General features: G+C 40.8%; 12 protein-coding genes. 4 read left to right on the forward strand and 8 right to left on the reverse strand.

Annotation, left to right across the window (positions count from 1 at the left end; translation table 11 throughout):
* The first annotated feature begins 15 nt into the window (after positions 1-15).
* Positions 16-1,089: a peptide chain release factor 1 gene (gene prfA, locus J4N46_RS02555; protein ID WP_009416790.1), complete on the forward strand. Its 1,074-nt coding sequence runs from the start codon at positions 16-18 to the stop codon at positions 1,087-1,089.
* A gap of 72 nt (positions 1,090-1,161) precedes the next feature.
* Here the strand turns inward: prfA and J4N46_RS02560 are convergent, their stop codons facing one another.
* From J4N46_RS02560 to J4N46_RS02585, 6 genes are all read right to left on the reverse strand, one after another.
* Positions 1,162-3,072: a S9 family peptidase gene (locus tag J4N46_RS02560; protein WP_009416789.1), complete on the reverse strand. Its 1,911-nt coding sequence runs from the start codon at positions 3,070-3,072 to the stop codon at positions 1,162-1,164.
* The gene (locus tag J4N46_RS02565) at positions 3,072-4,199 is read right to left on the reverse strand and encodes a heparan-alpha-glucosaminide N-acetyltransferase domain-containing protein (protein ID WP_009416788.1); all 1,128 of its coding nucleotides are present in this window, start codon (positions 4,197-4,199) and stop codon (positions 3,072-3,074) included. Before J4N46_RS02565 ends, J4N46_RS02560 begins: the two co-directional genes overlap by 1 nt.
* 12 nt (positions 4,200-4,211) lie before the next feature.
* The gene (gene rimM / locus J4N46_RS02570; protein ID WP_009416787.1) at positions 4,212-4,739 is read right to left on the reverse strand and encodes a ribosome maturation factor RimM; all 528 of its coding nucleotides are present in this window, start codon (positions 4,737-4,739) and stop codon (positions 4,212-4,214) included.
* A gap of 2 nt (positions 4,740-4,741) precedes the next feature.
* Positions 4,742-5,272 (reverse strand): 30S ribosomal protein S16, encoded by a 531-nt coding sequence (locus J4N46_RS02575; protein WP_009416786.1) that lies wholly within the window; start codon positions 5,270-5,272, stop codon positions 4,742-4,744.
* Positions 5,273-5,410: 138 nt separating this feature from the next.
* Positions 5,411-6,130 carry a copper homeostasis protein CutC gene (locus tag J4N46_RS02580; RefSeq protein WP_208058049.1) on the reverse strand — a complete coding sequence of 240 codons (720 nt, stop codon included), beginning with the start codon at positions 6,128-6,130 and terminating at the stop codon, positions 5,411-5,413.
* A 26-nt stretch (positions 6,131-6,156) separates the two neighbouring features.
* Positions 6,157-6,528, reverse strand: coding sequence for a hypothetical protein (locus J4N46_RS02585; RefSeq protein ID WP_208058050.1), 372 nt, complete (start codon positions 6,526-6,528; stop codon positions 6,157-6,159).
* A gap of 345 nt (positions 6,529-6,873) precedes the next feature.
* Between J4N46_RS02585 and J4N46_RS02590 the strand changes: the two genes are divergently transcribed.
* The 3 genes from J4N46_RS02590 to J4N46_RS02600 all read left to right on the forward strand — a co-directional run bounded on the left by J4N46_RS02590 (position 6,874) and on the right by J4N46_RS02600 (position 14,122).
* Positions 6,874-10,944, forward strand: a complete 4,071-nt coding sequence (locus J4N46_RS02590; protein WP_208058051.1) for a pilus assembly protein N-terminal domain-containing protein — start codon at positions 6,874-6,876, stop codon at positions 10,942-10,944.
* 3 nt (positions 10,945-10,947) lie between these two features.
* Positions 10,948-11,823: a leucine-rich repeat domain-containing protein gene (locus tag J4N46_RS02595; RefSeq protein WP_208058052.1), complete on the forward strand. Its 876-nt coding sequence runs from the start codon at positions 10,948-10,950 to the stop codon at positions 11,821-11,823.
* A 154-nt stretch (positions 11,824-11,977) separates the two neighbouring features.
* Positions 11,978-14,122 (forward strand): suppressor of fused domain protein, encoded by a 2,145-nt coding sequence (locus J4N46_RS02600; protein WP_208058053.1) that lies wholly within the window; start codon positions 11,978-11,980, stop codon positions 14,120-14,122.
* 80 nt (positions 14,123-14,202) lie between these two features.
* Here the strand turns inward: J4N46_RS02600 and J4N46_RS02605 are convergent, their stop codons facing one another.
* Positions 14,203-14,826 (reverse strand): L-threonylcarbamoyladenylate synthase, encoded by a 624-nt coding sequence (locus tag J4N46_RS02605; RefSeq protein WP_009416780.1) that lies wholly within the window; start codon positions 14,824-14,826, stop codon positions 14,203-14,205.
* A complete protein-coding gene (locus J4N46_RS02610; protein WP_009416779.1) occupies positions 14,823-15,233 on the reverse strand; it encodes a PaaI family thioesterase in 411 nt (136 codons plus the stop codon). Before J4N46_RS02610 ends, J4N46_RS02605 begins: the two co-directional genes overlap by 4 nt.
* Between the last annotated feature and the right edge of the window lie 94 nt (positions 15,234-15,327).

The raw sequence follows: 15,327 nt of genomic DNA on the forward strand, positions 1-15,327 counted from the left end.
CAGAAAATAAACGATATGCTCGATAAATTAAACATCGTTAAACAACGTTTTGACGAGATTTCCGACCTCATTATTCAGCCTGATGTCATCGCCGACCAAAAACGCTATATCCAGCTCAATAAAGAATATAAAGAGCTTAAAGAGCTGATGGATAAACGCGATGAATACATCACCGTGACAGCAAACCTCACTGAAGCTGAAGAAATTATCGCCGATGGCTCCGACCCCGAAATGGTAGAAATGGCAAAATTACAGTTGGAAGAAAGCAAACAGCGTCTCCCTCAATTAGAGGACGAAATCAAATATATGTTGATACCCAAAGACCCTGAAGATGCTAAAAATGCTGTGATGGAAATACGAGCTGGTACAGGTGGCGATGAAGCTTCTATCTTCGCTGGCGACCTTTATCGTATGTACACCAAATACTGCCAAAGCAAAGGCTGGAGTACCTCTGTAATGGATTTCAACGAGGGGACTGCTGGGGGCTATAAAGAGATTATTTTTGAAATTACGGGTGATAATGTATATGGCACTTTAAAGTTTGAAGCAGGGGTACACCGTGTGCAACGCGTGCCACAAACCGAAACTCAAGGACGTGTACACACTTCAGCGGCTACTGTTATTGTGCTGCCCGAGGCTGAAGAGTTTGATGTAGAGCTGGATATGGCAGATGTCAAAATTATCCGCACTACTTCTACCGGACCTGGTGGGCAGTCGGTGAATACTACTTATTCTGCCATACAGTTACAGCACATCCCTACAGGCATAGAGGTGCGTTGCCAAGATGAAAAATCACAGCACAAAAACCTTGATAAAGCACTAAAAGTTTTGCGCTCTCGCCTTTATGAAATGGAGCTGGCTAAAAAAATGGAAGCCGATTCTGCCCGCCGTAAGTCAATGGTCTCTACTGGCGACCGCTCTGCCAAGATACGTACCTACAACTATCCGCAAGGGCGCGTTACCGACCACCGCATCGGGCTTACCCTATACGACTTGCAAAACGTTATCAACGGCGATGTACAACGCCTTATCGATGAACTCCAACTTGCCGAAAATGCTGAAAAGCTCAAAGAAGGAGATGTATTTTAATGACAAATAAATAATAAATAAAAAAGCTGGTTGAGCAATTGTTCAACCAGCTTTTTTATGGTTCTATATTTACTATTTAAGGGTTTCTTTTAGCCATCTGAAGAAAGTACGCTGCCATAATAGTCCGTTTTGAGGTTGCAATACCCAATGGTTCTCATCGGGGAAGTATAAAAGCTCACTCTTGATACCTCGCAATTGCGCTGCCGTAAAGGCTTGAAAACCTTGTTCTTCGGGTACACGATAGTCCTTTCCTCCGTGAATGATGAGTATAGGTGTATCCCACTCTGTTATTTTCTCTATTGGATTAAACTCCTTATATGATTTTTGCGCCACAGCATTCTCTTTTTCCCAATAAGCACCACCTATTTCGTGGTTGTTAAAGAAAAGCTCTTCGGTAGTGCCATACATACTTTGCAAGTTGAATACCCCACAATGCGCTATAAAGCTCTTAAATCGTTTCTGATGAATACCTGCCAAATAGTAGATAGAATACCCACCATAGCTAGCACCCACAGCGCCTAAACGTTCTTTATCTACGTAGGGCTCTTTAGCAATATCGTCTATTGCTGATAGATAATCGCGCATAGCTTGTCCGCCCCAGTCCCCACTGATTTGGGCATTCCATTCTACACCAAACCCTGGTAAGCCCCGTCTGTTGGGTGCGATGATTATATAGCCTTGTGAAGCCATTAGTTGGAAGTTCCACCTAAAACTGTAAAACTGACTTACGATTGATTGTGGACCTCCTTGGCAGTATAGTAGGGTAGGGTACTTCTTATTAGGGTCAAAGTCAGGAGGATAAATCACCCAAGCGTGCATATCCTTGCCGTCAGTAGTTTTAATAATGCGCTCTTTTATAGGACAATCAGCGATGCTTTTATAAGCCTCATCGTTAAAGTGCGAGAGTTGTTGCATAGTGTAGTAAGGCAACTTTTTCTTCTCTTTTAGGTTGATAGTAAATACCTCAGCCGCGTGATTCATAGTAGTACGCACCACTATCAATTTATCCCCCGATTGCCCTACTATCTGGTTTACGTCATATACCCCTTTAGTAAGCTGTTGGGGGGTAGTATCCTTGCCATAAACATCTACTACAAACAGCTGTTCAGTGCCTTGAGTAGGAGCAATCAGGTAAATCTGTTTGCCGTCATTGCTCCAGCGGTAGCTAAATATCGTGTTATCCCATTGGGCAGTGAGGTTGATGCGTTTGCCGTCTTTTAGTATGTAAAGGTCATTCTTGTCAGATTCATCGCCATCGTGTGCCATACTCAGCCACGCCAGTACCCCCTCTTTGCTGTACTGTGGGTTAGTGTCATAGCCCATCATTCCCTCCGTTAGGTTTCGGGTTTTCATTGTCTTGAGGTCATACTCATATATATCAGTATTAGTGCTGAGTACATACGCGGTGCCTGCTTTAGCTTTGGTTACATATAGCACTTTCTGCCCATCAGGACTCCATATATAGTCTTCAGCCCCTCCATAAGGCATTTGCGGACAGTAAAACGGCAGCCCCTCCATTAAATCTTTTTGCTTGCCCTCAGCATCTTCTGTAAATACGTGGTTGTATTTGCCTTCATTCCACGTATCCCAATGGCGGTGGTCAAGCCCATTATACAACTGCCCCGATGATTTAGACAAGTCTTCGTAAAAGTCCTTCCCCAGCACTTTGTTAATTTTCACCTCTTTATGAGTGAGCTTTAGGCTGCGGTCGGCATTGTATTTAGCAGTCAGTTTTTCTATTTCTGCTTCGCTTATTGGGATGGGTACCCCTCCCTTTACGGCTAATTTGTAGTACTCCTTCTTAAAAGTGTTTTCTGCTATATCGGGTGTACTTACGCTCAGCAATACGTATTGTTGGTCAGGGGTGAGCGCTATGGCACTCACGCGCTGCAATTGCCATAGTTTTTCAAGGGTAAGTGGTTGTGGTTGAGCATTTGCTATATAAGCCGTCATCATTACAAGTGTTGTAAATAGTTTTTTCATTATCTATTAGCTTTAATCATCATTTTTTTAGCAATAAAATGGTAGCATTCCACCAAAAACAACCATATTTCTTTTAGTACAAACCCAATACCTGCTTTTATAACAGGTTTTACTCGGTTGTACACCAAGGATATCAACACACACACTATTATAAAAATTGGAGCACCTATCACTACTTGGTAAGGTTTCAATTGCATTGCATAATGTTGTATAAGCCCATAGGAAGTAATACTACCATAAAGCAAAAAGCAGTGTATTACGTAGATAGAAAGTGTGTTTTGCCCTATGGTGCGTATAAACTTAGAGGTAATCACGTTGCGCATCAGTGTAAAGAAGCCAAAAACGAGCAGTACATTCCCCAATCGCAAATAAACAAAATCCTCCATCAATCGCTTAATAAACGAAGAATGCCCTATATAATAAAGTTGTTCTACTATATAATGAGATGCCCATAAGAGAAAAGCCCCCACCGAAAAAAACAACAGTATAGCATTTCTGTATAAGTGTTTATGGTGTTTATATTGCTGAAATAAGTACCCCATAAAGCCCCCAAACGATACGTAACCATACCAAGGAAATATCGTAAAGAGACTACCATTGTTATGAGTAAAGTAATTAGCAATAGGCAGCGGTAGCCAGCTAAATTTAAGCTCTTTATAAAAAGGTTCAAAGGTAAAAGCCAACAGCGTAGTAGTTATAAGTATTGTAGGCATTACCCACGATTTTCGGTTGTATGAAATAAGGTAAGTAGTGATGAGCATCAGTAGCGAAAGCCCTATACAGTGCAACACATCTACACTTTGAAAACTCATACGCAAAAGGTAAGCAATCCCAATGAGCATAAAACCACGCCTAATCCCTTTCTTTACACGTGGGTTACGCCAGCCCACTTTCGTAGCATCACTTTCTTTTACTAACAAGAAAGTGAATATAAAACCCGAAACGGTAAAGAACACAGGAGCCGTAATCCCTGTGCAGTAATACCAAAACCAAAAAATAGGATTCTTGAGGTCGCGATAACTATTGGCAAGTAGCCCATTCACAAAGTGCCCTTGCAACATCATACAGATAGCAAAAGCGCGGATTACATCTATAAAGTCAAGTCTAAATTTCTTAATCTGTTCCATAGTTGTATTTGTTTACTCCTCCTTGTATAGTTCAATAAGCCCTTCAGGAGTATTTACGGTAATTTTACGCCCTTCACGGTCTATTTTATCAAGAAAGTTTATAGGTATTAATATTTGGTGTTCAGCCTCATCTTCCACTTCAAAGAGGGGCTGCACTGTGTTGTCGTTTATGGCTGTAATTTTTCCCACATAACCATATTGGTTATCCATTACCTCAAAGCCAATCACTTCGTGGTAATAAAATTGATTACCCGTTAGGGTAGGCAGTGCCTCCAGCGGCAAGTAGATTTTGTGTTTCAGCAAGGCTTCAGCATCAGCTTCACTATCTACCTCCTCAAATTTTACACGCAATAGGTCTGATTTATGCAAAGTGCTTTTTTCAATAAAAAATGGAACCAAGTTATTGCCCAAAGCAATAAACACTGATTCCATTTCTTCATACATTTCAGGGTCATCAGAATCAAGTTTGATTAAGACTTCACCTCTAAAGCTAAATTTAGACACTATTGTTCCTATATAAAAACAATCGTTCAGTGTCATTCTTAAGCTTCAGTTTCTTGTGTTTCTGCAGCAGCTTCTCCTTCAGCTTGTTCAGCTGTAGCGGCAGCAGCAGCCTCAGCAGCTTTTGCAGCTGCATCGTTTTTACGTTTTTCGTTTGTTTCTTTTTCAGCGTCTAAGGCTTTAGCTTTCGCAGCTGCTTTCTCTTTAGCCAAACGTTCTTCTTTAGAAGATACTTTGTTGTTTTTAGCTTCTAGCCAAGCATTGAATTTTGCTTCAGCTTGTTCTTCAGTAAGCGCTCCTTTAGCTACACCACCCAATAAGTGATGTTTTAATAATACCCCTTTGTACGATAAAATACGGCGTGCAGTATCTGTAGGCTGTGCTCCGTTTTTCAACCATTGTACAGCAGCATCCACATTTAGCTCTATTTGTGCAGGATTGCTAATTGGGTTGTAAGTACCCAATTTTTCAAGGAATTTACCATCGCGTTTAGAGCGTGAGTTGGCAGCTACAATCCAATAGAATGGCTTGCCTTTTTTACCGTGACGTTGTAATCTAATTTTTACTGGCATAAAAAAATTTAATTTGTGAGGTGCTCGACCTCGTTATTAATTCGGGCGCAAAGATACAACTTTTTTATGATATAACAAGTTTTTCCACTGTTTTTTCTGTAAAATCCCATTTTAGCCCATTACCCGATTTTCTAATAATCAACCATTACCCATTATTTTTCGTATGATTTCCCTGTCAGAAACCCCACGCTTTTCTTCGTCCAGAAAGCGTTCTGTCATAAACGAAAAAGGTAGCTTAATCCCAGTAGACCCCAATACCATACCCGAAAAGTGTACTTCGCTAAAGCCTGCCGCTTTTATTTGCACAATACTTTCAGCATTAATACCCCCACCGGGCATAATCATAGGTTTCCCATTGCCTATGCGCTGTAGTTCTTTCAGCAAAGGAAGCCCCTCAATCGCCGATTTTTTACCTCCAGAGCTCAGAATGCGGTCTACCCCCAATTTTTTAAGCGTTTTTATTGCCGCTATAGGGTCAGGAGTACAGTCAAAAGCACGGTGATAGATAAATTCCATAGTGCCTGCCGCTTCTTTCAGCTTAGCCGTACGCTCCACATCTATGGTATTGTCGTGTAATAATACCCCTGTTACCACCCCTTGGCAGCCCAATTCACGACAAAGAACAATATCCCGCAGCATCACGTCAAATTCCTCTTCGCTATAGGTAAAATCACCACTACGCGGACGTATCAGGACACAATTACCAATGCTCAGCTCGTCCATTACTTTTTTTATCAATCCGTAGCTGGGGGTAATACCACCCACCCCCAATTCGCTACACAATTCTATGCGAGTAGCACCCGCAGCTTCAGCATTCTTAGCCGACTCATATGAGTTGGCACAAATTTCATATATCATTTATTTAATCCTTAGTTTTATAGTGATTAGCGATTATTTAACAATTTTTTCTCTTCAGTACTAAGTTTGCGTTGTACTTTCTTGATATCTTCGGCAGGCGGTAGTTTTTCGGGAGTGATACCTCTATCAATAAGCATGAGAAGAATGTCATCTATCTGTCTTTCAGCACCTTTAGCTAAAGTTATCATTTTGCTGACGTCAGCAAAATGATAGGCTACTTTTTCACCTGCACCTTCGCAAGTTACTTTTGCTTTTTGAATAATTAATTCAAAATTACGCCATTGTGCATATCCCAAAAGGGTTTGCAATTCTCTTGCGCTCCAGCATTCAATATCTTCTATTTGCTGCGCTGCCTCTTCAAATTTTTTAAAAAGGTCTTTTATTTCATCTGTTTTCATTGGTTAAAACGTATAAATTTTGATGCTACAAAAGTACAACTTTATTTTTGAATTAGCAAATTTCACTTCCCATTCTCCCCGCTGGCGCAAACTTGCAGCTTGTGCCCAATTCAAAATTCAAAATTCAAAATTCCCCACCCGTCCCACCCGTCTTACAAGTCCTACCTGTCCCACAAATTCAAAATTCAAAATTCTTCTGAGCGAAGGTTGAGCGAAGGTTGAGCGAAGGATAAGCGAAGAATTCCCCCCAACAATAATAAACGAAAAAAAAGCTACTATTTATTTTGCCTATTTATAAATAAGAATTATCTTTGCACCGATTTTAAATTAATTTTATACGTCTTTATGAAAACCTTCAAATTATTAACAGCAGGACTTGCTATTATTACCCTGCTATTCACATCTTGCAAAAAAGAAGAAGAAACGCAAGATGAAACTGCCAATCTCACTTTGGCTAAAACCTCACTTACTCTCAAAGTAGGTGAATATGAAAAAGTAGCTATCAAAACAGGTAACGGTACTTATACAGCTACTTCCAGCGATATTACTAAGGCTACAGTCACCTTAGTAAATAACGAACTTACCATTACTGCCCTTGCCGAAGGACTTGCTACAGTAACCGTAAGCGATGCCAAAAACCACACTGCCGATATTAGCGTAAAGGTACTCGACCTAGTAGTACCTGGCGAACATATCACCCTGCTAAAAGGCAATACAGCTACGCGAACGATCTCCTTTGGTAATGACTATAAAGTGGCTACTACCGATGCTGCCATAGCTACAGCCACAATAGCCAACAACTTGCTTACCATCGAGGCTATCAGCAAAGGTAACGCTTTAGTTACTGTAAAAGACCTCGTGAGCGAAAAAGTACAAACCTTTAGTGTAACGGTAGAGAGCCAGCCACTTGCGCTTTCAGTAGCTACAGTAGCACTTACCAAAGGCGAAAAAGTAGCAGTAGCCATCGTCAGCGGTAATGGTTCTTACACCGTCAGTGTTGCCGATACTGCTGTAGCTGCAGCAACAGTCAGTGGTACTACAGTTACGGTTACAGGAGTAGGGGTAGGTACTACCAAAATTACAGTAAAAGATGCCGATGACAAAACTGCTGAACTTTCGGTTACTGTAAATGCACTTTCTTTGGCACTCGAAAAAACAACTGTAGAAGTAAATGCCGATGCCGCTGTGGAAGTAGCTATCCGCAGTGGTAATGGTGACTATACCGCTCAGGTAGCCGATAACAGCAAAGCAACAGCTACTATTGTAGGCGATAAAGTGCGTATTGAAGGCAAAGCCGCAGGTACTACCAAAGTAACCGTAAAAGACAGCCAAAACAAAACTGCCGAAATCATAGTTACTGTAAAACCACGTGGTTTATCGCTTGAAAGAACCGCCCTTACTATCAATGCAGGCACTACTGCCGAAGTTGCAATTTTTAGTGGTAATGGTGGCTATACCGTTCAGGTAGCCGATAATAGCAAAGTTACCGCTTCAGTAGTAAATAACAAAGTGCGTATTGAAGCCAAAGCCGCAGGTACTACCAAAGTAACTGTAAAAGACAGCCAAAACAAAACTGCTGAAATCACAGTTACAGTAAATGCTTTTTCTTTAACACTTGAAAGAAATGCAGTAGAAGTAAATGCCGATGCCGCTGTGGAAGTAGCAATTACAGCAGGTAACGGCAATTATACGCTACAAGTAGCTGATAACAGCAAAGCAACAGCTACTATTGTAGGTGATAAAGTGCGTATTGAAGGCAAAGCAGCAGGTACTACCAAAGTAACCGTAAAAGACAGCCAAAACAAAACTGCTGAAATTACAGTTACAGTAAAACCACGCGGTTTATCGCTTGAAAGAACCGCCCTTACTATCAATGCAGGCACTACTGCCGAAGTTGCAATTTTTAGTGGTAATGGTGGCTATACCGTGCAAGTAGCCGATAACAGCAAAGTTACCGCTTCAGTAGTAAATAACAAAGTGCGTATTGAAGGCAAAGCCGCAGGTACTACCAAAGTAATCGTAAAAGACAACCAAAACAAAACTGCTGAAATCACAGTTAATGTAAATGCCTTCTCTTTAACGCTTGAAAGAAATGCAGTAGAACTAAACCCTGATGACACTGCCGAAGTAAGTATCACTAACGGCAATGGAAACTATACTCTGCAAGTAGCCGATAACAGCAAAGCAATAGCTACTATTGTAGGTAATAAAGTGCGTATTGAAGGCAAAGCCGCAGGCACTACCAAAGTAACCGTAAAGGACAGCCAAAACAAAACTGCCGAAATTACCGTTACTGTAAGAGCACGCGCTTTGACGCTTGAAAGAACCGCCCTTACTATCAATGCAGGCACTACTGCCGAAGTAGCAATTTTTAGTGGTAATGGTGGCTATACCGTGCAAGTAGCCGATAACAGCAAAGTTACCGCTTCAGTAGTAAATAACAAAGTGCGTATTGAAGGCAAAGCCGCAGGTACTACCAAAGTAACTGTAAAAGATGGTCAAAATAAAACTGCCGAAATCACAGTTACTGTAAATGCCTTCTCTTTAACGCTTGAAAGAAATGCAGTAGAACTGAACCCTGATGACACTGCCGAAGTAAGTATCACTAACGGCAATGGAAACTATACTCTACAAGTAGCCGATAACAGCAAAGTTACCGCTACCATTGTAGGCAACAAAGTGCGTATTGAAGGCAAAGCCGCAGGTACTACAAAAGTAACCGTAAAGGACAGCCAAAACAAAACTGCCGAAATTACCGTTACTATAAGAGCACGCGCTTTGACGCTTGAAAGAACTACGCTTACTATCAATGCAGGCACTACTGCCGAAGTAGCAATTACAGCAGGTAACGACAATTATACGCTACAAGTAGCCGATAACAGCAAAGCAACAGCTACTATTGTAGGCAACAAAGTGCGTATTGAAGGCAAAGCTGCAGGTACTACCAAAGTAACCGTAAAAGACAGCCAAAACAAAACTGCCGAAATTACCGTTACAATCAATCCTTTTAATTTATCACTTGAAAGAAATGCCCTTACTATCAACGCAGGCACTACTGCCGAAGTAGCAATTTTTAGTGGTAATAGTGGCTATACCGTTCAGGTAGCCGATAACAGCAAGGTTACTGCTTCAGTAGTAAATAACAAAGTGCGTATTGAAGCCAAAGCTGCGGGTACTACCAAAGTAACTGTAAAAGACAGCCAAAACAAAACTGCCGAAATCAGTGTAACTGTGAGCCCTCGTAATCTTACTGTAGAAAAAATGAGAGTAGAGCTAAATGCAGGAGCAAATACATTAGTGGCAATTACCAATGGTAATGGTGGTTATACAGCAGTTTCCGAAGATAATAACAAAGTAACGGCACAAATAGAAGGCAATGGCATACGCATCACTGCTAAAGCCGCAGGTACTGCTAAGGTAACTGTAAAAGACAGTGCCAATAAACAAGTAGAAATAGTAGTAGTAGTAAAACCCTACAACCTAACAGTAGATAAAACCGAAGTGGAAGTAAACGTAGGAGCTACTGCCGAAGTGGCTATTCGTAGTGGTAATGGTGGCTACAGCGCGCCAATGTATGACGATACCAAAGTGCAAGTAGCAATAGTAGGTAGCACTGTGCGTATTACAGGAAAGGCAGCAGGCGAAACATCAGTAACCGTAAAAGACAGCCAAGATAAAACAGTTGAAATTATCGTTACTGTAAAAGGTACTGATTTAGAGCTTGCCAAAGCTAATGTAGAAGTAAATGTAGGTGCTACTGCTGAAGTAGCTATTGTAAAAGGAACCGCTCCTTATACAGTATCAGTCATAAACTCAAGCGTAGCCACTGCCCAAATAATAGGAGGCAATAAAGTACGTATTACAGGAGTGGGTGCAGGCACTACCAAGGTAACCGTAGGCGATGACCAGGCTAAACAAGCTTTCATAATGGTAACTGTAAAAGCAGTAAGTACCGATGACCTTTTTGATATAGTAGAAGGTGAGGATATCGAAGAAGAGGACTACAAAAATGAGCGTGTGATAGAAGTAAAAGGTTCAGCTTCAGCTATTAGTGGTAATATAGTACTGCCAGCACGTGGTACAGTCTTAGCCGATAATACTTTAGAATACAGCAGTGTTAGTTCAGTAGATTTTAACAATGTGAAAATCATAGGCGAAGGTGCTTTGCATAGTAGCCGTAACCTTACCAAAGTACTTTTGAAAAAGGTTACCAAAATTAAAAGTATGGCTTTTGCCGAATGTGACAAGCTAAAAGAAGTACGTTGCAATATGAATGTACCACCTACAGTAGAAAGTGATGCTTTTGATGGTATTGCCGAAGATGCAGTACTTTGGGTGCCTCGTGGTAAAAAAGGAGCTTACGAAGACGTAGAGGCTTTCAGCAGTAGTTTTAGTGAAATCAAAGAAATACAATAAACAATGAAAAAGGATAATTTGCTATACGTAATACTCTTTGTTGGCTTGAGCTTGCTCTCTTGCCAAAAAGACAAACCAACCGAGCAACCGCAACCTACCCCACCACCTGCCAAACAGGTATATGACCTTAAGCTGAGTACAACAACCCTCACCATAACCGAAGGCGAGGAAGACTGGGTGGTAATAGAAAGCGGAAATCCTGCCTATACAGTAACAGTTACCAATAGCAACATCGCTACCGCTGTAGTAACAGGTACTACAAGTGTTTCGGTACAAATTACAGCTATAGCAGAAGGAACAGCTACTATAGTAGTAAGCGATAGCCAGAGTAAAACCTTTGAGATAGGACTTATTGTAGAAGCTTCACCTTTTGAACTACAAGAGAGTGGGGGTGAGGTGATTTTAACACTAAAAGAAGGTGCCGAAATACCTTCAGGAGCTATAAAAATTCCTGCTAAAGCTACGGCAATAGACGATGAGGTATTTATGAGTAACAGAGAAATTACCTCAGTGGAAATGCCCAATGTAAAACGCATAGGAAAACAAGCTTTTCGCGCTGCTGCCAATCTCAAAAAAATCGTACTAAAAGAAGTGCAACAAATAGAAGAACAGGCTTTCATCAGCTGCGGACTCGAAGAGCTAACGCTTCCTGCAACAGTAGAACGCATTGGACGTATGGCGTTTATGAACAATAATGAACTGAAGAAAATAACAGTGCTAAACCCAACTCCTCCTGTTATTTACGGAAATACTTTTGCTGGCAATGTAACTATCAAGCAAAAACGCGAATTGTATGTCCCCGAAAGTGCTTTGCAAGCCTACCAAGAGAACGAACAATGGAGCGCAAATTTTAGGACAATAAAAGCCATAGGCAAATAGTAACCCTATCAACCCTCTTTTTGTACCCCACACTTTGGCAAAGTTCAAAAGTCTTGAACTTTGCCAAAGTTTTTTAATACCCTCAGTTTTTCGCTCAAAAACACAAATTATTAAAAAATAATACTTACCTTTGTGGCTTGATAAAAATAGTGTTATGACCGAACAACAAATTTTAAAAAAAATAGAAGTATGGAGTGATGAAGACGACATACAAGCCGTAGTAGATTTTATAGAAAGCCTATCAGTAGAAGATAAAACCCCCGAAGTGCTCAACGAGCTCGGGCGTGCCTATAACAACCTTTATTGGCTAAACCCTACCGAAGAAAACAAACACTATTTGCGCCGCGCTATAGAAGTATTTAAATATATAGAACCCGAATTAGGCAATACCGACTCTTGGAACTACCGCATCGGCTATTCCTACTTTTTCTTAGGTGATTTGCCCAATGCAAAATATTACTTGCAAAAAGATATTTCACAATGGGGTGGTACTACCCAAGAACTCCTCAACTTTATTGCCATAGCCGAAGAGAAAAACCTTTCTCTAAGCGAAGTAATGGAAGGAGGACAGGGCGGAATAGAGTTCGTATTAGAACGCTTCATCAATACCCTACAAGAATACGCACCCCAAATGCTGAAAAAGCTACGTACCAAAGCTACCAAAAAATCAATAGACACCCTCGAAAAACGCTTACAATTTCTCTTCCCCGAAAACTTTAAACAGCTACACCGTACTTTTGACGGACAAGAACCTGGTACTACTTTCTTCTTTGGCAGACATACCTTCGTTGCTATAAACGAAATAGAACCCTTACAACAAGAGTGGCTTAACTTTGTGCTTACCCACTACGGCAAAAATTGGCAGCAAGTAACAATGCCCTCAGTACCCAAAGGCGTTGTGAAAAACCAATTATACAACCCCAAATGGCTGCCTATCATCAGCGTGCGCATCGGCGATGAAGATAAAGATGAAATACTAAGCTACATTTGTACCGACCTTGATAATGACTCAGAAGGCACCTATGGACAAATAATGGCAATAGTGATAGCCAAAGACCTCACCAAATGTAGCATTACCATATTAGCCGATGATCTTCAAGACTGGTTTGATTACTTTATAAGAAACATCAAAAACGGACTCTTCCAATATAACGAAGAAACCGATGACCTTATCATCCCCGCCGATCATTTAGAAGAGATACCTGTTTATTCCAAAGAAGAAAAGATAACGGTAGAACATTTCATAAAGAAAAAGTTTGGCAAGGTAAGCAAAGTACTACACGAAGAGTTAGCCCCCGATGTGTGGTGCGACATCTTAGTAGTAGCTCCTACTGCCCAACACAACTATTACACTCTTGTAACCAAAGATATGGGCGATTACCCTATGAACATACTTGCAGGAGACGATGAAACTGTAATCTGTGAAATGGTAATGCACTTGCCTCCCACTTGGAACAGCGAAAGTACAGCTGAAGAACACCGCAAACCTATAGAATGGATAAAAAAAGTAGTACAAATATCTTTAGAACAAGGGCTCTTCATCAGCAGAGGTCATACTGTATTAGTAGAAAACGGAACACTAAAATCCGATAAATTTGCTTTCCTCTTGGCTGTACCTACTTTAGATAATGACGGCGAAGAACTTTGTTGTAATATAAGCAAGCACAAGTTTGTCTTGTTCAATACCTTTGTGCCTATTTATACCGAAGAAATGTTATACCGCTGGGATAATGATGAAGAAGAACTATTGTCATTATTAGAAAATGACAAACAGCTAAACGACTTTATCATAGGCACTCCTTCACGAGCCAATCTATGTGCCAACTATGAGCCTATGATAGATGCTTCTCGTTTAGACAAGGTGCAGTGGGCATTCACCCAAGAGCCTTATTACAATATGGCGGATTTTTACGAAGCTTTTAAGCGTTATAATGACGATGTAGGAAATGATTTAGAAGATTTCAATCCCTTTGGCACTCTATTCCTTTCACCACGTGTAAAGGTACTTTATCAGGCACAGATAAAAGATGTAGGCGTACTAAACAGTTTTGAGTTCCTCACCAATGAAAACGCCCTTACCGAAGGAACGCCCGATGCCGAAGGCTTTTACGATGTACACATAGTAGCACAGCACGAAAGCGGCGATGGCGTTACCATAGGAGCATTAGAACTGCTATTCTTTATGCACAACACACTGCACAATAAATATTTAGGCAAACGCATCTTCTTTAATGGTTTCGAGCTACAGGGTTATGAAGATGACGGCACCCCCGTTATATTTATATTGTGTAGTGATTAAGCCTTATAAAATTTTTATTACAATTACACCACATACTTTGGCAAACTTTCAAAGTTTGCCAAAGTTTTTTTACCTTGTCCCTAACCAACTACCGAAATATCCCCCTTGCCCTCACGCACCACCACAGGCACATCGCCCGAAAGGTCTATAACCGTAGAAGCCACATTATCACCATACCCCCCATCAATAACAATATCCACCTTATTTTGCCACTTCTCATAGATAAGCTCAGGGTCGGTAGTGTATTCTATAACATCATCTTCATCGTAAATAGAAGTAGATACGATAGGATTGCCCAGCCGCTCCACAATCAGCTGCGCAATAGCATTATCAGGTACGCGAATACCCACTGTTTTTTTCTTCTTAAAATCCTTAGGCAAATTGTTATTGCCCTGCATAATAAAAGTATAAGGACCAGGCAGCGCACGTTTTAGCAGTTTAAAAGTACTACTATCTATTTGTTTCACATAATCCGAAAGATTCTTCAAGCTAGAACACACAAATGAAAAATTAGCCTTTTCCAATTTCACCCCTTTAATGCGAGCTATCTTTTCCAAAGCCTTAGTATTTGTAATGTCGCAACCTAATCCGTAAACTGTATCTGTAGGATAGATAATAAGCCCCCCATCGCGCAATACCTCTACGATTTTAGCAATCTCCTTTTCGTTAGGATTTTCGTTGTAAAGTTTTATGAATTGAGTCATATTTTAATAGTTGTAAATTTACAATAAGAGATAAGTTTGTTATCTTGGTTTGTAATATTGATTTCCCACAATTGTAGCGTGCGCCCCGCATTGATGCATTTTGCAGTAGCGAAAAGAGTGTCGCCTATTTTCCCAGAACGCAGATGGTTTGCACTCAGCTCAATACCCCGTATTTGCTCATTGGGTTTTCGGTGTAATAAGAAAGCAGCCACACTCCCTGCTGTTTCGGCAAGAGCAAGAGTAGCACCCCCGTGTAGCACCCCATCTATTTGCGTAACCTTATCCGTTACAGGCATCGTCATCACAAGGTAGTCTTCGCCCACTTCCGCAATCTCCATTTGCCACAGCCGCATCAGGTTGTTTTCAGGCAAAGTATCCCACTTCTGTTGTAAGTCTTGTTTATTCATTTTCACTAATAATCTGCCGCAAAGGTAACAAAAAATAAAAATAATTCGTACTTTTGCAGCAGATTAATTTATTTTTTATATTTTGACACGTTAT

Origin of the sequence: Capnocytophaga bilenii, from assembly GCF_017565765.1 — a bacterium.
Classification (GTDB): Bacteria; Bacteroidota; Bacteroidia; order Flavobacteriales; family Flavobacteriaceae; genus Capnocytophaga; species Capnocytophaga bilenii.

What these genes read in the sequence shown, in the direction of transcription:
- prfA (WP_009416790.1), top strand. Translation starts at nt 16, where the DNA reads ATGCTCGATAAATTAAACATCGTTAAACAACGTTTTGACGAGATTTCC.
- J4N46_RS02560 (WP_009416789.1), bottom strand. Translation starts at nt 3,072, where the DNA reads ATGAAAAAACTATTTACAACACTTGTAATGATGACGGCTTATATAGCA.
- J4N46_RS02565 (WP_009416788.1), bottom strand. Translation starts at nt 4,199, where the DNA reads ATGGAACAGATTAAGAAATTTAGACTTGACTTTATAGATGTAATCCGC.
- rimM (WP_009416787.1), bottom strand. Translation starts at nt 4,739, where the DNA reads ATGACACTGAACGATTGTTTTTATATAGGAACAATAGTGTCTAAATTT.
- J4N46_RS02575 (WP_009416786.1), bottom strand. Translation starts at nt 5,272, where the DNA reads ATGCCAGTAAAAATTAGATTACAACGTCACGGTAAAAAAGGCAAGCCA.
- J4N46_RS02580 (WP_208058049.1), bottom strand. Translation starts at nt 6,130, where the DNA reads ATGATATATGAAATTTGTGCCAACTCATATGAGTCGGCTAAGAATGCT.
- J4N46_RS02585 (WP_208058050.1), bottom strand. Translation starts at nt 6,528, where the DNA reads ATGAAAACAGATGAAATAAAAGACCTTTTTAAAAAATTTGAAGAGGCA.
- J4N46_RS02590 (WP_208058051.1), top strand. Translation starts at nt 6,874, where the DNA reads ATGAAAACCTTCAAATTATTAACAGCAGGACTTGCTATTATTACCCTG.
- J4N46_RS02595 (WP_208058052.1), top strand. Translation starts at nt 10,948, where the DNA reads ATGAAAAAGGATAATTTGCTATACGTAATACTCTTTGTTGGCTTGAGC.
- J4N46_RS02600 (WP_208058053.1), top strand. Translation starts at nt 11,978, where the DNA reads ATGACCGAACAACAAATTTTAAAAAAAATAGAAGTATGGAGTGATGAA.
- J4N46_RS02605 (WP_009416780.1), bottom strand. Translation starts at nt 14,826, where the DNA reads ATGACTCAATTCATAAAACTTTACAACGAAAATCCTAACGAAAAGGAG.
- J4N46_RS02610 (WP_009416779.1), bottom strand. Translation starts at nt 15,233, where the DNA reads ATGAATAAACAAGACTTACAACAGAAGTGGGATACTTTGCCTGAAAAC.